Origin of the sequence: Metasolibacillus fluoroglycofenilyticus (genome assembly GCF_003049645.1) — a bacterium.
Taxonomy (GTDB): domain Bacteria; phylum Bacillota; class Bacilli; order Bacillales_A; family Planococcaceae; genus Metasolibacillus; species Metasolibacillus fluoroglycofenilyticus.
This window is the reverse complement of the sequence record NZ_PYWK01000001.1, coordinates 19,536-38,511: the sequence shown is the minus strand read 5'-3', so window position 1 is coordinate 38,511 and position 18,976 is coordinate 19,536. Positions and strand designations below refer to the sequence as shown.

Sequence of the window (18,976 nt, the reverse complement as noted above, 5' to 3'; positions counted from 1 at the left end):
TTTTAAAACTCCCCCATTGACATACCCTACACAGGTATGGTAAATTGAATTTAAAGATTGGAGGCGAGCGTAATGGAGCAGACTACTCATAATATGAATGAAAATACTGCTTGTCGACAAAGTCACCATCCTGAGTCTGTGAAAAAAGACTTGACGACACGTTTAAATCGTATTGAAGGTCAAATTCGCGGCATCAAAGGGATGATTGAAAAGGATGTATATTGTGATGATGTCATTACACAGCTATCAGCAACACAATCTGCACTCAACAGCGTCGCAAAAATTTTACTTGAAGGTCATTTAAAAGGCTGTGTTGTTGATCGCCTATCACAAGGTGATGATGCAATCATTGATGAATTAGTTGTAACAATCCATAAATTAATGAAAAAATAAGGAGTGAATTTATTATGCAAAATGTAACGTTAAATGTTAAAGGAATGTCATGTGGTCATTGCGTTAAAGCGGTTGAAGGAAGCGTTGGAGAACTTGCAGGTGTTGAGCAAGTAACTGTGAATTTAGAGGCAGCAACAGTTGCTGTATCTTTTAATGAATCGCAGGTTTCAGTTGAAAAAATCAAGGAAACAATTGACGATCAAGGCTACGACGTCGAATAACATTATGCAGAGTGCTTATAAAAGCACTCTCTTCTTTACAGAAATATATACCCCTATACAGTATGTGAGGTGAGCAGAATGGCAACTACAAAAGAAACAACATTACAAATTACAGGGATGACCTGTGCAGCCTGTGCGACACGCATCGAAAAAGGCTTAAACAAGATGGACGGTGTAGAACAAGCAACTGTCAATCTAGCACTTGAAAAATCGGCAATCAAATATGATGCGGATAAAATTAACACAACCGATTTAGAGAAGAAAATTGAATCACTTGGCTATGGTACAGTGAAAGAGAAGGCTGAATTAGACATTACGGGTATGACTTGTGCAGCCTGTGCAACACGTATCGAAAAGGGCTTGAATAAATTATCAGGTGTCTCAGTTGCCAACGTCAATTTAGCGTTGGAAAAGGCAACAATTGAGTTTAATCCGTCTGAAATTGCGGTAGCTGACATAATCGAACGTGTCGAAAAGCTCGGATACGGTGCAGTACAGCCTGTTGCGAAAGCAGGAATAGACCATCGACAGCAAGCGATAAAAAAACAAACACGTAAATTTATTGCAGCAGTGATTTTTGCACTACCATTACTTTGGACGATGGTTGGGCACTTCTCATTTACCTCTTTCTTATATGTACCTGACCTTTTAATGAATCCATGGGTACAGATGGCGCTAGCTACACCTGTACAATTTATTATTGGCGGACAATTTTATGTGAGTGCTTATAAAGCGCTACGCAATGGCAGTGCCAATATGGATGTGCTTGTAGCGATGGGGACATCTGCTGCTTATTTTTACAGTGTTTATCAAGCGATTTTATACGGCAATTCTCATCATGCACATCTTTACTTTGAGACAAGTGCCGTCCTCATTACCTTAATTTTGCTTGGCAAATTATTTGAGGCTAAAGCAAAGGGTCGTTCATCTGAGGCGATTAAAAAGTTAATGGGACTTCAGGCAAAAACAGCACTTGTCGTACGCGATGGTGTTGAAATGGAAATTCCATTAGAAGAAGTATTATTCGGTGATATTATTTTAGTAAAACCCGGTGAAAAAATTCCTGTCGATGGCGGGGTTATTGAGGGTAGCACAGCGGTAGATGAATCGATGCTGACAGGTGAAAGCTTGCCTGTTGATAAAAAAGTTGGCGATTTATTATTCGGTGCGACAGTTAATAACAATGGCTTTATTCGCATGAAGGCAACAAAGGTTGGACGTGACACAGCACTCGCTCAAATTATTAAAGTTGTCGAGGATGCACAAGGCTCTAAAGCGCCCATTCAGCGACTTGCTGATAAAATTTCGGGTATTTTTGTACCGATTGTTGTCGCAATTGCTGTGCTAGCATTTATCGCTTGGATTGTTTGGGTGAAGCCTGGTGAATTCACACCTGCACTTGAAGTTTTCATTACTATTCTTGTTATCGCATGCCCTTGTGCACTTGGCCTTGCAACACCTACGTCCATTATGGCAGGCTCTGGACGCGCTGCTGAATTCGGCATTTTATTTAAAGGTGGCGAGCATTTAGAACAAACGGGACATATCGACACAGTCGTCGTCGATAAAACAGGAACTGTGACATATGGTAAACCGGTATTGACAGACATCTTACTAACTGATGATGCAGAAGAAACAGCTGTATTATCCCTAGTTGGTGCAGCCGAAAAGCAGTCGGAGCATCCATTAGCACAAGCGATTGTTCAAGGTATCGAGGAGCGCAATATCACATTAGGCGATGTGCAATATTTTGAGGCAATTCCCGGCTACGGTGTGCAGGCGACTGTTTCAGGGCAAGCGGTGATTGTTGGTACACGTAAATTAATGGCACAATACGATATTCATATCGAAGAAGTTTTACCATCAATGGAAGCTTTAGAGGAAAACGGCAAAACAGCTATGCTTGTTGCTATTAATGGGCAATATGCTGGGATGGTAGCAGTTGCGGATACTGTGAAGGAAACTTCGAAGGCTGCCGTAGAGCGTCTCCATGCAATGGGGATTAAAGTAATTATGATGACAGGCGACAATGAACGCACAGCACATGCAATTGGTGCTGAAGTAGGTGTCGACCAAATTATTGCGGAGGTACTTCCTGAAGGCAAAGCTGAAGAAGTGAAGAAGCTTCAGGCAACCGGCAAAAAGGTGGCTATGGTCGGTGACGGAATTAATGATGCACCTGCTCTCGTTACTGCGGATATCGGGATGGCGATAGGTACAGGAACCGACATTGCAATGGAGGCGGCAGATATTACATTAATTCGCGGAGATTTAAACGGCATTGCTGACGCTATTTTAATGAGCCGCAAAACGATGCGCAATATTAAACAAAACCTATTTTGGGCTTTTGCCTACAACACATTAGGCATTCCAATCGCAGCAATTGGCTTGCTGGCACCTTGGGTTGCAGGCGCTGCGATGGCGTTTAGCTCTGTGTCAGTTGTTCTTAACGCCTTACGATTACAACGTGTAAAGCTTCATTAAAATCCTTCAATTATTTGAGTGAGCTTTGCTTTATTTGCGACCTCCCTAAATGATTTCGTAAAAATAAAAACCAATAGTGCGTCCCCAAAGCAGTGCATTGCCTGCTTTAGGGACGCTTTTAGTGATATTCCTTCAAAGATATCACTAAATAAATAGAGAGAACTTCCTTTAAAAATATAATAAACATTAGGTTTATCCGCTTACTTTTGCATTTAAAATAAGCGTAAAGCTAATTTTTCACTGCACTGAGGAGAGTGAAACAGCACATCGGCTTAATTTTTTAAGAGATTCCCCATATTTTTTAATATTATACTGCCGCTTCTTGCTCTTGCTGCTTTCTACGTTGCTCAGCAGCAGCCATTTCTTCCGGTGTTAACTTCACAATAGCAAAGCCTACATATGCATAAATAATAGAAATAATTGGTACTACAAAGTTTAAAATCGCATACGGTGCATATTCCATCGCCCCTACACCTAAAGTGGCTAAAATAAATACACCGCAAGTATTCCAAGGGACAAAAACAGATGTTAATGTTCCACCATCCTCTAAAGCTCGTGACAAGTTTTTAGAATGCAAGCCGCGCTTCTCGTAAACTTCTGCAAACATACGGGAAGGTACGACAATTGAAATATATTGCTCCGAGCATGTTGCGTTTGTCGTAAAACAAGCAGCAATCGTTGAAGCAACAAGACTTCCAGTTGACTTTGCAAACTTAACAATCACATTCATTAAAGCTCGTAACATGCCAGAGTACTCTAAAATACCTCCGAATGTCATCGCCACAATTGTCATTGAAACCGTTCCCATCATTGAATCTAAGCCACCACGATTAAAAAGCTCATCCACCATTTCATTGCCAGTCGCAATAGCAAAACCTTCCTGCAATGCCGTAACTGCCTCAGTTGCTGTTCCACCTTGCACAAAGATTTGCAATAGGAACCCTGATACAATACCCGCTACCAATGCTGGTATTGCTGGAACTTTTAGACCAACAAGTACGATAACACCCACTGGGACAAGAAGTAACCATGGAGAAATCACAAAACTCTGCTCCATTACTTTAAGCGTTGTCAAAATTTCGTCTGACTTCATTGAAATATCTGCAAAGCGACGTCCCATAATACCAAATACGGCAAATGCAATAACTAGCGCTGGTATCGTTGTATAAAGCATATGTTTAATATGATCAAATAAATCTGTACCAGTTAAACCTGCTGCTAAATTTGTTGTATCTGACAATGGCGACATTTTGTCACCAAAATAAGCCCCAGAAATAACAGCTCCCGCAATCATTGCTGCTGGAATACCCATACTTAGGCCAATTCCCATGCCAGCAACTCCAATTGTCGCCATCGTTGACCAAGAGCTCCCAATCGCTAATGAAACAATTGCGCATAATAGCAAAATTGTTACTAAAAACCACGCTGGAGAAATAAGCTTTAAACCATAATAAATCATTGTTGCAACTACACCGCTACCAATCCATGCGCCAATAACTAACCCTACTAATATAATAATAACGATAGCTGGTAAAGCTAGTCGTATCCCCTTATACATCATTTCCTCAATCTCGCTCCATTTGAAACCATGCAATTTAGCAACAATTGCTGCTACTGCTGTCCCAATAATTAATGGCACATGAGGACTTTGCTCAAGTTTTACTACGGTAATAATCATTGCTGTAATCATAATCGCAAAAGTAAGCAATGCCCATTTTGCACTTATTTCCTTCTTCATTAAACTAACCCCTTTACATTTATGCTATTTCTCAGTTGTCTGATGTACTTACCTTCAAACTTCTTTTCATCCCCTACTTGAAGTTTATAAGCTTATCAATTACGCCTCGGCGTAACTGCGTTCAGATTCTTCAAACTGTTTGGTGGAAGTTAACCTCAAACCGTCACATCCTGTGACAACGGTTAACTGACCTGCATCGCGCAGGTGTTCCTTCAAAATCTGTGACATCCGCCGGAACCGAGACCAACACAGTATTAATCACTCTGACTAATACTTATATTCATCTCACCGCGGTGGGAAACTTCTACTGAAAGAAGTTAAATAAGAGATAAAAAGAAGTTTGTTCTCACATTTTCTCAGCTTAATGTTTTAAAAAACAAAAATCAACGCAAAATTTTCTTACCACTCTAAGAAATTCATCTTATTCGAGCAGAAAAAAAGCGCTTTCAAGCAGTTTTTAGCGAAATTCATAAAGTGAAGCTTCAATCAGTGAAGGTTTTCCCCATCTCCCAATTATCCTTAAGCCAATTTCACTCAAATCTTGAATTCGGTGTCTTACTGCCGTTAATGCGCGATAAATCGAAGGAAAATTATTATAATGCATGATTGTAAATAATAGTTTATTAATGAAAATTTACTTATTGTCATGAATTGTTCAATCTTGTACCATACCCCCCTATGCTATAATTTAATTAAAGCTACCCATTTTAAAGGAGAGTTAAAGCAAATGAAAAAAATACTATTTAGCTTATTAACGATTGTTTTTTTGTTAGCTGCATGTGGGGCAAAGGAAGAGGTACATGATGAAAATGATGGTCATCTGCACATTAATGGAGATATTCAAGAGGAAACAGCAAGCGCTGATATACTTCCCTCTTTCCTAGATGCGCAACCAGAAAATGTTCGCCTTACTTATCAAATTGCGGGACAGGCTACAGACATTTTAGAGTGGATGCCTTGTTATTGTGGATGTGGGGCATCGGTAGGGCATCGTAACAACTTAAATTGCTTTATTCAAGAGGTGAAGGACGGTGGGGCTATCGTTTGGGATGACCATGGAACTCGCTGCCTCGTATGTTTAGAAATTGCTTTACAATCTGCGAAGATGTATAAGGAAGGTATGAATTTACAAGAAATCCGCCAAACAATTGATGAAATGTATAAGGAAGGCTACGAAAAGCCAACAAATACACCATTTCCTGCATAATGTTCTAATTCATCAAACGACTGTCACTCGCAATGTTCATATTCTAAAGACTAGCGGCTTTGTGAATGTAACAAAGGATAAAAACGATTCAAGACCTTTATCTGTCTCCATAACAGATAAAGGTCTTGCCAGATTAAAGGAGGCATCGCCTATTTGGTCACAAATGCAAGAGAAAATTGAAAATGGGATGGGGAAGGAGAAGTACGATAATTTACTGGAAATGCACAATACTTTACAAAAATCTATTGGAAATGAGCGCTAAAATAGCCTGAAACGATGCTGGCTTAAAAGTCGAATCACTCTTCATGGCAAGGAAAATTAACTTTACACCTATTTTAAATGCAAAAGAAGGCTAATAAACCCTGTGTTCATCCCATTTTCAAAAGAGGCGTTCTCTGTTTATAGGAATCAACATTTTGTGAAACATCATCGCTACTGTCACTCTATTATTTTGGTAAATGATTTAAAAAGTTTTGATAGGCAAAGCCGCGCACTTCATCCTCTGAGTAATATTTCATCAGCTCATTTACTAAATTGAAATGCTGGCTAGCATTAGCTAAATGCTTTACCTTTTCATTAATGCCATCAAAGTCTGAGCCAAAGCCAATCAGATTTTTGCCACCAAGCGCACAAATATGGTCGATATGCTTGATTAAATCCGCTATCGTCGCCTCCCTTTTTTCTACAATAAACATCGGGCAATAAACGATATGGATTGGTGCTTTTTTCGCCACCATCGCTTTAATTTGCTCATCGTTTAAGTTTCTGCGATGCGAACATAACGCCTTCGCATTTGAATGCGAGGCAATAACATAGTCCGCCAGCTCTAAAACATCCCAAAAGCTTTGCTCACTTAAATGGGAGACATCTGTAAACACCTTATGTGCATTATTTAACTGAATAATTTCTTGCCCAAATGCTGTTACGCCTCGCCCTAAATCCTCCTCAACACCGTCCGCAGCCTCATTCGCGTTATTCCACGTTAGACCGATACTTAATACACCAAACTCCCTAAATAAATGCCACATTTTTATGTCGCCCTCTAAAAAATCGACACCTTCAATTGTCAGCACTGCCCCTATTTCATCATCCTGTAAACGCTCAATATCAGACCAATTTTTAATATGTACGACTTTATTTTCTGGTCGCACTACATGCGTTTTAAAATAATACAACTGACGTAGCGCAGATTTTATTTTTTCTGCTTTTGGTATAGTTGGTTGGATAAAGATGGCGAATGCCTGTACTTTGACATTTCCTTGACGCAAGTTTTGCAAGTTCACGTCTAGTTGTGTGGCATTTACAAAATCGACTTCCTGATTCTCGTATTTATAAAGTACATCACAATGTAAATCAATAATTGGCACTTTCATTAGATGGCCCCCTTCCATATACATATTATGACGTACATGAAAGAGGATTGCCATTTCATCGTCTTTACATATCTACCCAAATCTTAACTGCTGTAGCCAATATAAGAAAAGCCAAAATCATTTGTAATACTTTTGTATTGAGCGCCTTGCCAGCCTTTGCACCAAGAGGAGCAGCAATGATGCTTGCGATAATCATAATGACTGCTGCGGCATAGTCAACTTGCCCCGTCATTAGCTTGCCGATACTGCCTCCAATGGATGAAATAAATGTAATGGCTAGACTTGTGGCAATCGTCATACGTGTTGGAATTTTTAATACGACCAATAAAATTGGTACTAGTAAAAAACCCCCTGCCGCCCCGACAATCCCAGACCCTATACCAACGATGAATGCCAAAATTGCTGCGAGCGGCTTATTAAATACTACCTGCTCTAACGGCTTATCATCGAGCTGTTTTTTTGGTACAAACATCATAGCTGCAGCAATTGTAGCTAATATGCCATAAACAATATTGACACTCGTCTCAGATAAATTAGAGGAACCAAAGCTACCTACAAAGCTACCTACTAAAATAGCACTTCCCATTGTTAAAATAAGCGCTTTATTTAAGTATCCTCCTTTGCGATAAGCCCAGACCCCTGCAATGGAGGCGAAAAACACTTGCACAGCGCTAATGCCTGATACTTCATGCGCTGTAAATGCTGCCAAGCCAAATAACGGCGGGATATACAACAGCATCGGATATTTAATAATAGAGCCTCCAACACCGAGCATACCCGAAATAAATGAACCTACAAAGCCAATTGCAAACAGCACAATAATAAATGTTACACCCATCCCACATCCTTCTTTCTATGCTAGCTATGCTTTTTTAATACGAAAAACAAACACGCCAGCCTCTTCTGTTTGCTCGGTAATTTCGTGACCTCCTGCGCTTGCCCATGCAGGAATATCAGCCAACGAACCTTTATCCGTTACATGCACCTCCAAAATTTCGCCTGACTCAAGTGAATCAATCGCTTTTTTTGTACGTACAATCGGCATTGGACATGCTAAGCCCTTTGCATCTAAAATTGTTGTATTTTTCATCAAAAAAACCTCTCTTCTTTTTACAATACTCATTTAATTTTTACTTCTTCACAATAACTTAGAGAAATGCAGCTAAACTAAATATGCATAGCTATACCCTTGTTGAAACATTATTGAAACGTCTACAAAGCAGATAAAACAATGCTTTTGGACACCTCTATCTTCCTTTTATTATCTAACCGCGCAACGGTTCGGTCCGATTTCCATTTCCGTTTGCTCATCATAGCTAGGCTTTAGTTTACCCATATTCACTTGTCGTATTTGCTGATAAGCATTCGGCTGTGGTGGCAAATTATCCGTTACCGTCCTGCGGAATTCTTCTTCATTTTCGATATTTAAACCGTGATTTTCTGCAAATAAATCACCTAAACGTTTCGCTACCTGCCCATCTGCATTTAACTCCTCTACTATCATGAAATGTGCAGGTAGTACAATTAAATCATCGATTAACTCACGGTAACGCTCATAAAGCGTCTGACGTAAATCACCTACCCAATCCTCCGCAAGTCCTGCTAAATCTGGACGACCAATTGAATCAATAAATAAAATATCACCTGTTAACAAATAGCGATCATCAATAATAAATGATGTGGAACCAATCGTATGCCCCGGTGAATACAGAGCCTCTATCGTCACATTCGCTGAGCCAATTTGCACCTTTAGCCCATCTGTAAGGTCCTCACAATCAAACACAATCTCCTCTGCATCCTTCGGTGGCAAATAATACGCAGCACCTGTTGCCGCCGCGATTTGTCGTCCACCAGAAATATGGTCGGCATGCAAATGTGTGTCAAATACATAGGTAATTTTCACATTCTTTTCTTTAGCAAAATCAAGAAACACATCTGTAAAACGCACCGCATCAATTACTGCTGCCTCGCCATCAGCGACAACCATATACGATAAACAGCCTTTGCCTAAACGCACGAATTGGTACAGCTCGCCGCCACCTGTTAAATCCCCTATTTTAATTGGTTCAAGATAAATGCTCCAAGATTTCATACCGCCCTCTAAATAAGCTGCTTCACGTCCTGCCTCATCTAACATTTTGGCAATCATAATAGAAGAGCCTTCCTTGGCACAAACAACTAACAACTCTCTATCTGAAGGGATTTGTGGCAATACTTCCTCTATGCCGTCTAGCAATTCAAAGTAAGGTATGTTTAAATAATTAAATTGCCTACCTTCAATTTTCCAATCCTCGAAAGCCTCTTTATTGCGTACATCTAAAATAAAAAGCTTATCATCATTAATTACTCTTCGTGCAACATCTGCTGCTGTCCACTTAATCACTACCATACGATTACCCCCTGAGGTATTATTTTTTCGATTTTTTTGGCAGGGCATCCCCCACCGCTTAAATTTATATCGATTTTTCTAGCTCGCCCTGCCATTCCGTCATCCCCGGCAACACATTATAGACATTTTTGAATCCCGCATTTGCTAACTTTTGCGCTGCAAAATCACTGCGCTTTCCTGTTCGACAAATGACATAAATCGTCTGTTCCTTTGCTAGTTCATGTAAACGCGCATCTAGCTCCCCTAGAGGAATCGATTTTGCCCCAGCTATATGACCAAATACATACTCTACTTCCTCACGTACATCTAAAATGATTCCATCTGTTGATTGCTGCAATTGCTCATTTGTAACTGTTTGCTCAAATGGCTTTTCTATCACATCCTCATTAGAGCATTTTCGAATATAGTGATAGAGTACATCCCCCTGCTCTGTCGTTCCGATATATTGATGCTGAGCAGACTGCGCCCATGCTGCTAAATCCGCTGTAGAGCCACGATCTGTCGCCTGTACCTCTAATATTTGCCCATCTATTAAATCTGCCATCGCTTTTTTTGTACGCACAATTGGCATTGGACATGCCAAACCTTTTGCATCTAATTGGACATCTGCCTTAATCGTCATATTTTTTACCTCCTATTTAATATGCCTTGCCAAGCCTGCATTCCACCAGTCATATTCGTTGCATCATAGCCTCGCTCCTGTAAAAATGCTGTAGCAAGCCCGCTACGTCCGCCAGAGCGACATACGATAATATATGGTGTATTTTTATCGAGCTCTTGCAAACGAAATTCAAGCAACCCTAACGGAATATGCTTTATACCCGGAATATGTCCCTCTTGAACTTCATCAACCTCTCGCACATCTATTAATTGCAAGTTTTCACCTGCCGCTAATTGTTTCTCTACTTCCTCTGTCGAAATCTGCTTCATTTTTTTCATCCTTTCCATGCATTCATGCCACCCCGAATATTTGTAATATTATCGTAGCCTAGCTTTTTCATTTGTTTACATGCCTGTGCACTCCGCATACCACTTTGACAAATGACGAAAATATCTCCATCCCTCGGTAGCTTTGAAAAATCCGTACCAAGTGGCATATTTTTAAATTGCTGAATATGTCGCCCCTTATATTCTGAAGGTGTTCGCACATCGATAAATATTTTGCCACGGTCATTAATAATTGTCGCAAGCTCCTCAGTTGAAATCGCTTTTATCCCTTTGGCTGGCAACATGCGCCATGCTAAAAATGCAACAATAACTAAAAAAATGATAAAGGCTGTCATATGAACTCCTCCTAGATAAATAAATTGACATGCCCTTGCTCTGCATCAGCTAAGTAAGCAGCTACTCCTGCATAGTGCACACCATCTAAAAGCTCCTCTTTTTGAAGCCCTAATAAATCCATTGTCATTGTACAAGAGACAAGCTTAATATCCTGCTCCTGCGCCATTTCAATTAGCTGTGTTAATGTTAGTGCATTATGTTTTTTCATTACATGCTTAATCATTTTCGGTCCCATACCAAGCATTTGCATTTTCGATAAACCAAGCTTTTCTGCACCGCGTGGCATCATTCGCCCAAACATTTTTTCTAAAAAGCCTTTTTGCACCTCGATAGGCTGTTGCTTACGCAACGCATTAATACCCCAGAACGTATGAAAAATCGTTACGTCATGGTCATAAGCAGCGGCACCATTTGCAATAATATACGCTGCCATCGCCTTATCATAATCTCCACTAAACAATACAATCGTTGTTCTTTTTCTTTCCATTGTACGCCTCCATATACCCATATAGGTATTATTTTGAGTAAAAAAAAGTTCAGTTTATTTTCCATCCGTTGCCAGCATGATGTCGGTTATCGTGCCACTTTTACTGAAGGATAACGCTACTAAAGTCAATGTTCATCACATTTTTAAATTAGACGTCCCTTTTATATAAGTCAACATTTTGTGTAACATCATCGATACTGTCCAAAAGCCCGGTATGCTCGGCTTTTGGGACAGCTCTAGCCATTAACGGCTTTTCACTAATAAACTAACTGCCTCCTGTATTGAAGCATTGACTTCTTCTGTATTATCACCAGCTTTTTGCACACATTCAACGAGGTTTTCACTAACAATTACACCAATTGCTCTATCTACACCAGAGCGTACCGCCGATAATTGTGTAATTACATCGCGACAATCTTGCCCTTCTTCCATCATGCGTAAAATACCGCGTAACTGGCCCTCCATTCGCTTGACGCGATTCATTACTTTTTGATCGTATATCATATTACAGCACCTCCTGACATTAACTTATCGTCCATGTCCCTTATGTTATACCCCATTGGGTATATTGTCAACCTAAAAAACTCAACAAATATTTTTTGGCTGCCCTTTTATTTAAAATTATACTGTGTTATTATCGGCTCACGTTGCTTTGTGTAATCATTAAAATATTCATGCAGACAAATACCTAGAAAGGAGCCTGCCACATTTTTAATATTCGTAAAACCATTACCTTGTAATGCCATTACCGCATTATAGCTACGCTGACCTGAGCGACAATGGACGTAAACAGGAACATCTCGTGGGATTTCATCTAAACGCTCACGTAGCTCACTTAAAGGAATATTTTTAGCGCCCTTTATATGCCCTTGCGCAAACTCATTTATCTCACGCACATCTAGGAAGTAAGCCCCTTGTTCGACTAATGGACGCACATCTGAAACTTGTATTTGCTCATACTTGCCATAAAGTATATTCAGTCCAACAAGTGCTCCTATATTAACAACATCTTTAGCTGTACTAAACATCGGTGAGTAGCTTAATTCTAGCTCCTTTAAGTCCTCTAATGTACCCCCCATTGTAATAAGTGTTGCGATAACATCAATGCGCTTATCAGCATTCCCTTTACCAATTGCCTGTGCACCAACAATTTTTCCTGTTGGTACTTCAAATACCAACTTTAAATGCAGTGGGTTGCTACCTGGCATTAAGCCAACTTTATCTGGTGCAATGACATAAACACTATCCACCTGTAGCCCTGCCTGCTGTGCTGTACGCTTATTCAAACCTGTAGCTGCACATGCCAAATCGAAAATTTGGATACTAGCTGAGCCAATAACTCCTTTATTTAACTGCGTCATACCATATATATGGTTGGCTACAGCACGTGCCTGACGCTGTGCAGGTCCTGCTAATGCTAATCTTGTCGGCTTGTGCAAGAGCTGATGATACACTTCAATGGCATCTCCCACTGCATAAATGGCAGGGTCATTCGTTGCATAATGCGCATTTACTTTAATTCCTCCTAACTCTCCAAGTGCTAAGCCTGCCTCCGTAGCTAAAGCTGTTTCCGGTCGAACACCAATCGCTAGCACGACAACATCCACTGCTAGGCGCTTCCCTGAATTCAATGTAATATGCTGCTCCGCAATAGTAGCTAAGCCATCTCCAACAATAAGTTCAACACCTTTATCAGTCATTTCCTTATGCATAATTTGTGCCATATCTTCGTCAAATGGTGTCATAATTTGAGGAGCAAATTCAACAAGCGCTACATGATGCCCTGCCAAACGGAGATTTTCAGCAACCTCTACTCCAATAAAGCCACCACCAATTACTGCAATATTTTGTACAGTATTACTTGCTATATACCCCTGTAGGTTTTGGATATCAACCACGTTGCGCACAGTAAAGACATGCGGTAGCTCAACACCATTAATTTGTGGAATAATCGGCCTTGCTCCCGGTGACAATATTAAATAATCATAGCTCTCTTCGTATTCCTCACCCGTCTTCAAGTTTTTTACTGCAATCATTTTACGCTCCCGATGAATCGCCACTACCTCTTGATTTGTGCGTGCTTCAATATTATATTTTGTTTTAAAGCTATGCGGATTCATTAGTATCAGCTTTTCACTATTTTCCACAATCCCACTCAAATGAAACGGTAATGCACAATTAGAAAATGATACATGCGGTCCTTTTTCAAACATAATAATTTGTGCCTGCTCATCCAATCGACGGATACGTGCAGCTGCTGAAGCCCCTCCAGCAACGCCTCCAACAATTAATATCTTTTTTGTCATATCATCTATCTCCTTTAAAATGTTCTTAAAAAGAATTTATACCCCCGTAGGTATTTTGTCAAGTAGAAAAAAAGGCGTCTGACATGCCGTGCAGTTACCGGCATATCAGACGCTGTCGAGCGAGGCTTTTTAAAAGTTTACCCCATAGTTTACTTTGAAAATGAGTGAAACACAAGGTTCAGCAAGACTTGCCCCTAAAAAGCAGCCTCATCTTACATAATAAAATAAAAAACCAAATTTCATTCGGAAAAATCAGATAAAACCTGTGTTCTTCAATTCTCAAACCATCTTCTCACTATTTTCTCCAAGCATACCCTTTAGTCCAAAGCCAACAATTGCACGGCTTTAGGCACGCCCCTCTATTCTTCTACAACGATATGATTCACAGAAACATTAAGCTGCTGCACGCGATTAACAATTTGACGCTCAATCTTATAATCTACCAATCCATCTACTAAAATAGGCAATGTATATTGGTCACTGAAAGTGAATATAATATGGTCTTCCCGCTCTCGACCATTCGTTTTTTTCGTTAAATCAAGCTGCACAATTTCATCCCACGCATACTGCTTTTTTCCCTTTAGCCAATGCGAGCTTTCAATAAATTCATTATCTATATAAATATAATTCTTCGTCCCACTAACAAATAAGAAAAGAAACGCAATGATAGTAAAAATACTTAAAGCAATTTTAAAGCCTTTCTTTTTTATAAAATACATGGCAACTAAGCTGGCTGCAACAGCTATAAACGCTGAACTATAGACTGCTAGACTTGATGGTAGTGGAAGAAAAACAATTTTATCTGCATGGTCATAAAAAATCATCCCAATTGTAAACGGCGTAAAAAGAACAATGATTGGTGCAATTAAAGCAACTACAATTGCAAATATAATATAAAGAGTCCTTCTCTCTCGGTCCATCATATGAAAATCCCACCCCTTTTTGTTATATAATCTATATACGTCCCTAAAGAACAAAAGTTTCAGAATATTAAAATAGATGGAAGAAAAGGAAAGAACATGAAGCATCAAAACGCCCATACAGAAATCGGCGAGTACAGGTGCAAAAATAAACGCTTCACCACATTGACACGAGGTCCCAAAATTTATTCTCCAAAAAACTGGGGCTGATTGGGAAAGTAATACTCTTCCAATCAGCCCCAATGTACTATTTAGTAGCTCGTAGCTCTACCGTCACAATCTCTGGTAAATTAAAAATACGATATGGAACAACGCTATTGCCTAATCCTCTGCTGACAACCATTGTCGTCTCCCCGTCCTCATACGTACCTGCTGTATATTTTGGTAAATAGCCCTGCCCTGGCGCTACTAACCCGCCGATAAATGGCAGACGAATTTGCCCACCATGTGCATGCCCTGTGAAAACAACATCAATCGCATTATTCACATATGTTTCAAAACGCTCTGGTCGATGTGATAATAGCAGTGTAAATGCATCGCTCGGTACATACTTGTATGCCATATCAAGCATTTCCTGTGTCGTATAACCCATTAATGGGTCCTCAATCCCGGCAATCACAATTTGTTCATCACCATTCTTTATCGTCAACGCCCTATTCGGTAACACATGCACTCCTAGTTCTATTAATACTTCATAAATTTCCTGCATCTTTCTCGTGGCTACCTCATGATTACCAAGCACATAATAGACATCTGCAATATCCACAAAGCCTCTTACAGCATCTAAACTATTTTCTAAATGATAACGATTGCTGTCTATTAAATCGCCTGTAATGAAAATGACATCTGGATTGGTAGCCCGCACTTTTTCAATCAGTCGCCTCTGTCCCTTGCCAAATATTGCATCATGCAAATCTGTCACCTGTGTAATACGATAGCCATCAAAGCTTGCTGGTACACGCTCGGATTCATACACATGCTCTGTTACCATAAGCCATTTATTATTTACTTGTAAAAAAACATACATCGCAACAATGAAGATAATTAATTTTACTAACTTTTTCAAACTGCACCGCTCAATTCATTATTAATAATATATATATTGAATCATACCACTATTATCAATAATATTTATATGTTTTGGCACATTCAAATGAATTATTTGTTGTCCCATTCCATAATTAGAGTATCCTTCATTGTCAAAACGCTCATAATAATGTTCAATTGTCCATATTTTCGGGATGACACGATGATAGATTATTTCCCTATTTATCTCGGAAATCAATAATGTATCCTTCTCAAAATGTATTTGTGGTGCTGATACATTATTCGTTACATCAATACCTGAAAAAATAAATGGAAATTCATAATAGCTTGCGTAAACATCATTTGATGTCTTATCATCCCGCCATGTGACGATTACATGTGTTCCTAAAAACTCCATATTTGACTTTAATGTCAGCTCTTCATTTGTCACTGTAAAAGTCAATTGTTCCTTCAAATAATCAGGATTTATTTCATCAAAGCGCTTTTCTTGTACAAGCTGGTTAAGATATTCGATTTCATCAAGCTTTTCCTTTATTTCCTTATCGGACAATATCGCTTTTTGTGCATTTGGTAAATAGGGAAAGCTAACTGTCGCAATTAACCCGATAACTACATATATAACAAGTAGCTTATAAAATCTCTCGTTAAACGTCGCTTGAAAACGCGAAAGGAGTCGCCCTACAATGTAGATAGTACCAAATATTACAAGACATACAACAGGGACTAATACAAAAATTGCCATCATCCTCGGCGCACCTCCTGTCGACTATTAATTAACATCGCTAATGCATAAAGTACACTTGCTATTACAAAGGCATTCAATATAAGCACTCCATAGTTATCCCCCACGAGCCAACCAAACACATCTTCTAAAAAGTAGGGTGAATAATAAATAAACAATAATCCGCTAATAACCGTCAACACTTTCGATAGATTGAATAATGTGCTTATAAAATACCCGACTGCTGATGCACAAAGCAATGCAAAATAGAATACAAAAAATGTGGATATATTCGGAACAAGCGTCACGCCCGCAATATTCGTATTTAGAAAAAGCACTTTCACAAACTGCACAATATTATTCGTCATTATTGCAGTGACAGTTGCAATAAATAGCACAATACAAATAAATAATATCACTGAAATATTCGTTGCTAATCTCGTCGTCGGAACCGCCAAATTATCCTTCTGTATTCTTTCTGACGCAAATATAGCGCAAATTGTAAAAGCAGTCATCATCGAAATACCTAATAACCCATCTAAACTATAAAAGTATTCCTTAATCATCAAATTATTCATACCGCTGCCACTCATACCGCTATTACCTGCTACTACCGAAATAAACAGCTGAATTAGCACAAATATCATGACAACATTACTATATGTTTCTAGCCTCCATTTCACCTGCGCTCCGATATTTCTTATAAGTGACACATTACTGAAATACATCATCAATACCTCCTGTTGTGCTAGCTGTCATATACCTACACGAATCGCTTACTGAAACAGGCTGCACTTGAATAGTCGATTGACCATCGAAATACTTTCGCTCTATAACGACCTCTGCTAATAACCCCTCTTGCTTTACAAACAAGGCATGGTTTCGATAAGGTTCTAGCTGTTCTGGCTGCCCTACAAGTCGCACTGCGTATTGCTGCATTTTCTCTAGCTCTTCATGGAACACCACTTGCCCATTATGAATTAACAAGATTTCTTCAATTAAGTGCTCAATTTCCTTCAAATGATGACTTGATATAATAATCGTCCGTGGATATGCAATATACTCTTTTAAAATTGCACGATACATATCTGCACGTACCGCCTCATCCATGCCATTCATTGGCTCATCAAGCAATGTGATGGCACAGCGTGTCGCCAGCCCATAAATCAAATTAAATGTAGAACGCTGCCCCTTCGATAAATTTTGGTGTGAGCTATTCAGATGAATACCTACATATTGCAATAGCTTCTCTGCAAGCTCTTGCTGCCAATTTGGATAAAAGCGCCTAGCAGTTTTTAAAATTTGTGCGATATTGTCGTTTTGAGCAAAGGTCATTCCCTCCTCAATAAAAATGGTATTCGTCGCTGCCGTTATACTGTTAAATGGATTGCTATTGTAAATACTCACTTTTCCTGCTGTCGGCTTTATATGACCCGCTAAAATATTGAGTAACGTAGATTTACCCGCACCATTACGTCCAATAAGTCCAATAATTTTATGCTCGTCAAGATGGCATGAAACACCCTTGAGCACCTCTTTACCTCGGTATTTTTTCACGATATTTTCGCATCGAATCAAGGCTACTCCCCCCTCTGCATTTTCTGGACTAGCGCTATTAACTCCATATCTGTCAAAGCCAGACGCCGCGCCTCATCCACCAATTCTCTCGCAAGTTGCTGCAACGTTTCACTACGTCGTTTCTGCAGAATCATTTCTTTCGCTTGCTCCGTTACAAACATACCTAATCCCCTCTTTTTATATATAATCTCTTCTTCTAATAAGAGTGTTAGCCCCTTTCCAGCAGTCGCTGGATTAATATTGAACAGCTCCGCTAACTGATATTGCGAATACACTTTACCATCCGCAACAAGGCGCTCTGCCAATATTTCATTTTGCAGCCATTCGGCAATCTGTACATAAATAGGTGTCATCCCATCCATATTCAACTTCAAATTAAAACACCCCTTAATTAGTACATTAGTGTTGTAATGTACTATAAATAATTTTCATATTTTTGTCAAGTGCTGACGAAACATCGAATAGCATATTTCTGCTACATCCTCAACCACGCTTCGTCAATGTAGATAACTTTCTATTTCTTCTTCAAAAACTCTGAATTATCCACAATGAAACGACTTAACATATAAATCTCTCATCTTTTCCACAAAGTTATCCTCAATTACATTAGTTATACACACAAAGAATAGGGAATCAGTAAAAAATTATCCACAATTCAGAAATTTCGACATTTTCCCTCATTATTTCTATAAAGTAAGATTTTCCAAAAAGGCGAAAACACTTTTACATACTTCAATGATTAAACAAAGGTATATTTTTACTTCTTCAAAAAACGGGGGCGTCCAAAATGCCTGCAACTGCACAGCATTTTGGACGCCCCCGCTCATA

22 protein-coding genes are annotated in these 18,976 nt (G+C 39.3%); 5 read left to right on the top strand and 17 right to left on the bottom strand.

Going from position 1 to position 18,976, the window contains the following annotated elements; translation table 11 throughout:
- Nucleotides 1-72 precede the first annotated feature (72 nt).
- The 3 genes from C9J36_RS00205 (at nt 73) to C9J36_RS00195 (ending at nt 3,098) form a co-directional block, all read left to right on the top strand.
- Nucleotides 73-393 carry a metal-sensitive transcriptional regulator gene (locus tag C9J36_RS00205; protein WP_066170641.1) on the top strand — a complete coding sequence of 107 codons (321 nt, stop codon included), beginning with the start codon at nt 73-75 and terminating at the stop codon, nt 391-393.
- A 14-nt stretch (nt 394-407) separates the two neighbouring features.
- Nucleotides 408-614: a copper chaperone CopZ gene (copZ, locus tag C9J36_RS00200; protein WP_066170643.1), complete on the top strand. Its 207-nt coding sequence runs from the start codon at nt 408-410 to the stop codon at nt 612-614.
- A gap of 78 nt (nt 615-692) precedes the next feature.
- Nucleotides 693-3,098: a heavy metal translocating P-type ATPase gene (locus tag C9J36_RS00195; protein ID WP_107941781.1), complete on the top strand. Its 2,406-nt coding sequence runs from the start codon at nt 693-695 to the stop codon at nt 3,096-3,098.
- Between the two features lie 307 nt (nt 3,099-3,405).
- Here the strand turns inward: C9J36_RS00195 and nhaC are convergent, their stop codons facing one another.
- Entirely contained in the window at nt 3,406-4,836 is a 1,431-nt protein-coding gene (nhaC, locus tag C9J36_RS00190) for a Na+/H+ antiporter NhaC (protein WP_107941780.1), read from the bottom strand.
- 727 nt (nt 4,837-5,563) lie between these two features.
- On the opposite strand from nhaC, the gene C9J36_RS00185 reads away from it, so the two are divergent.
- Nucleotides 5,564-6,043 carry a PCYCGC motif-containing (lipo)protein gene (locus tag C9J36_RS00185; protein ID WP_107941778.1) on the top strand — a complete coding sequence of 160 codons (480 nt, stop codon included), beginning with the start codon at nt 5,564-5,566 and terminating at the stop codon, nt 6,041-6,043.
- A gap of 61 nt (nt 6,044-6,104) precedes the next feature.
- Nucleotides 6,105-6,305, top strand: coding sequence for a MarR family winged helix-turn-helix transcriptional regulator (locus tag C9J36_RS17205; RefSeq protein ID WP_153061582.1), 201 nt, complete (start codon nt 6,105-6,107; stop codon nt 6,303-6,305).
- Nucleotides 6,306-6,489: 184 nt separating this feature from the next.
- On the opposite strand, the gene C9J36_RS00180 is transcribed toward C9J36_RS17205, so the two are convergent.
- The 16 genes from C9J36_RS00180 to C9J36_RS00105 form a co-directional block, all read right to left on the bottom strand.
- Nucleotides 6,490-7,416, bottom strand: coding sequence for a dipeptidase (locus tag C9J36_RS00180; protein ID WP_107941776.1), 927 nt, complete (start codon nt 7,414-7,416; stop codon nt 6,490-6,492).
- Nucleotides 7,417-7,480: 64 nt separating this feature from the next.
- Nucleotides 7,481-8,254 (bottom strand): sulfite exporter TauE/SafE family protein, encoded by a 774-nt coding sequence (locus tag C9J36_RS00175; RefSeq protein ID WP_107941774.1) that lies wholly within the window; start codon nt 8,252-8,254, stop codon nt 7,481-7,483.
- A 24-nt stretch (nt 8,255-8,278) separates the two neighbouring features.
- Nucleotides 8,279-8,506: a sulfurtransferase TusA family protein gene (locus tag C9J36_RS00170; protein WP_066170660.1), complete on the bottom strand. Its 228-nt coding sequence runs from the start codon at nt 8,504-8,506 to the stop codon at nt 8,279-8,281.
- 171 nt (nt 8,507-8,677) lie between these two features.
- A complete protein-coding gene (locus tag C9J36_RS00165; protein ID WP_107941772.1) occupies nt 8,678-9,805 on the bottom strand; it encodes an MBL fold metallo-hydrolase in 1,128 nt (375 codons plus the stop codon).
- A gap of 64 nt (nt 9,806-9,869) precedes the next feature.
- On the bottom strand, nt 9,870-10,427 hold the full coding sequence (locus tag C9J36_RS00160) for a sulfurtransferase TusA family protein (RefSeq protein ID WP_107941771.1): 558 nt from the start codon (nt 10,425-10,427) through the stop codon (nt 9,870-9,872).
- Between the two features lie 5 nt (nt 10,428-10,432).
- A complete protein-coding gene (locus tag C9J36_RS00155; protein ID WP_066170780.1) occupies nt 10,433-10,735 on the bottom strand; it encodes a rhodanese-like domain-containing protein in 303 nt (100 codons plus the stop codon).
- Between the two features lie 5 nt (nt 10,736-10,740).
- Nucleotides 10,741-11,088, bottom strand: a complete 348-nt coding sequence (locus C9J36_RS00150; protein ID WP_107941769.1) for a rhodanese-like domain-containing protein — start codon at nt 11,086-11,088, stop codon at nt 10,741-10,743.
- 11 nt (nt 11,089-11,099) lie between these two features.
- Complete coding sequence (locus C9J36_RS00145; protein WP_430010617.1) at nt 11,100-11,597, bottom strand: DsrE/DsrF/DrsH-like family protein; 498 nt, start codon at nt 11,595-11,597, stop codon at nt 11,100-11,102.
- A 222-nt stretch (nt 11,598-11,819) separates the two neighbouring features.
- Nucleotides 11,820-12,080, bottom strand: coding sequence for a metal-sensitive transcriptional regulator (locus C9J36_RS00140; RefSeq protein WP_066170676.1), 261 nt, complete (start codon nt 12,078-12,080; stop codon nt 11,820-11,822).
- Nucleotides 12,081-12,187: 107 nt separating this feature from the next.
- Nucleotides 12,188-13,882, bottom strand: coding sequence for an FAD-dependent oxidoreductase (locus tag C9J36_RS00135; protein WP_107941767.1), 1,695 nt, complete (start codon nt 13,880-13,882; stop codon nt 12,188-12,190).
- 359 nt (nt 13,883-14,241) lie between these two features.
- Nucleotides 14,242-14,805 carry a hypothetical protein gene (locus C9J36_RS00130; protein ID WP_107941765.1) on the bottom strand — a complete coding sequence of 188 codons (564 nt, stop codon included), beginning with the start codon at nt 14,803-14,805 and terminating at the stop codon, nt 14,242-14,244.
- A gap of 244 nt (nt 14,806-15,049) precedes the next feature.
- Nucleotides 15,050-15,868: a metallophosphoesterase gene (locus C9J36_RS00125; RefSeq protein ID WP_066170684.1), complete on the bottom strand. Its 819-nt coding sequence runs from the start codon at nt 15,866-15,868 to the stop codon at nt 15,050-15,052.
- A gap of 21 nt (nt 15,869-15,889) precedes the next feature.
- The gene (locus C9J36_RS00120; protein ID WP_107941764.1) at nt 15,890-16,594 is read right to left on the bottom strand and encodes a hypothetical protein; all 705 of its coding nucleotides are present in this window, start codon (nt 16,592-16,594) and stop codon (nt 15,890-15,892) included.
- A complete protein-coding gene (locus C9J36_RS00115) occupies nt 16,591-17,301 on the bottom strand; it encodes a hypothetical protein (protein ID WP_153061581.1) in 711 nt (236 codons plus the stop codon). Before C9J36_RS00115 ends, C9J36_RS00120 begins: the two co-directional genes overlap by 4 nt.
- A complete protein-coding gene (locus C9J36_RS00110) occupies nt 17,285-18,148 on the bottom strand; it encodes an ATP-binding cassette domain-containing protein (RefSeq protein ID WP_107941760.1) in 864 nt (287 codons plus the stop codon). Before C9J36_RS00110 ends, C9J36_RS00115 begins: the two co-directional genes overlap by 17 nt.
- A 2-nt stretch (nt 18,149-18,150) precedes the next feature.
- Nucleotides 18,151-18,522, bottom strand: a complete 372-nt coding sequence (locus C9J36_RS00105; RefSeq protein ID WP_201261875.1) for a GntR family transcriptional regulator — start codon at nt 18,520-18,522, stop codon at nt 18,151-18,153.
- Nucleotides 18,523-18,976: the final 454 nt, after the last annotated feature.

Excerpts from the sequence above, each read along its gene's own strand:
- copZ (WP_066170643.1), top strand. The coding sequence starts at position 408 with ATGCAAAATGTAACGTTAAATGTTAAAGGAATGTCATGTGGTCATTGC.
- C9J36_RS00135 (WP_107941767.1), bottom strand. The coding sequence starts at position 13,882 with ATGACAAAAAAGATATTAATTGTTGGAGGCGTTGCTGGAGGGGCTTCA.
- nhaC (WP_107941780.1), bottom strand. The coding sequence starts at position 4,836 with ATGAAGAAGGAAATAAGTGCAAAATGGGCATTGCTTACTTTTGCGATT.
- C9J36_RS00185 (WP_107941778.1), top strand. The coding sequence starts at position 5,564 with ATGAAAAAAATACTATTTAGCTTATTAACGATTGTTTTTTTGTTAGCT.
- C9J36_RS00145 (WP_430010617.1), bottom strand. The coding sequence starts at position 11,597 with ATGGGTATATGGAGGCGTACAATGGAAAGAAAAAGAACAACGATTGTA.
- C9J36_RS00115 (WP_153061581.1), bottom strand. The coding sequence starts at position 17,301 with ATGATGTATTTCAGTAATGTGTCACTTATAAGAAATATCGGAGCGCAG.
- C9J36_RS00150 (WP_107941769.1), bottom strand. The coding sequence starts at position 11,088 with ATGACAGCCTTTATCATTTTTTTAGTTATTGTTGCATTTTTAGCATGG.
- C9J36_RS00195 (WP_107941781.1), top strand. The coding sequence starts at position 693 with ATGGCAACTACAAAAGAAACAACATTACAAATTACAGGGATGACCTGT.
- C9J36_RS00205 (WP_066170641.1), top strand. The coding sequence starts at position 73 with ATGGAGCAGACTACTCATAATATGAATGAAAATACTGCTTGTCGACAA.
- C9J36_RS00160 (WP_107941771.1), bottom strand. The coding sequence starts at position 10,427 with ATGACGATTAAGGCAGATGTCCAATTAGATGCAAAAGGTTTGGCATGT.
- C9J36_RS00180 (WP_107941776.1), bottom strand. The coding sequence starts at position 7,416 with ATGAAAGTGCCAATTATTGATTTACATTGTGATGTACTTTATAAATAC.
- C9J36_RS00165 (WP_107941772.1), bottom strand. The coding sequence starts at position 9,805 with ATGGTAGTGATTAAGTGGACAGCAGCAGATGTTGCACGAAGAGTAATT.
- C9J36_RS00175 (WP_107941774.1), bottom strand. The coding sequence starts at position 8,254 with ATGGGTGTAACATTTATTATTGTGCTGTTTGCAATTGGCTTTGTAGGT.
- C9J36_RS00120 (WP_107941764.1), bottom strand. The coding sequence starts at position 16,594 with ATGATGGCAATTTTTGTATTAGTCCCTGTTGTATGTCTTGTAATATTT.
- C9J36_RS00155 (WP_066170780.1), bottom strand. The coding sequence starts at position 10,735 with ATGAAGCAGATTTCGACAGAGGAAGTAGAGAAACAATTAGCGGCAGGT.
- C9J36_RS00170 (WP_066170660.1), bottom strand. The coding sequence starts at position 8,506 with ATGAAAAATACAACAATTTTAGATGCAAAGGGCTTAGCATGTCCAATG.
- C9J36_RS00140 (WP_066170676.1), bottom strand. The coding sequence starts at position 12,080 with ATGATATACGATCAAAAAGTAATGAATCGCGTCAAGCGAATGGAGGGC.
- C9J36_RS00130 (WP_107941765.1), bottom strand. The coding sequence starts at position 14,805 with ATGATGGACCGAGAGAGAAGGACTCTTTATATTATATTTGCAATTGTA.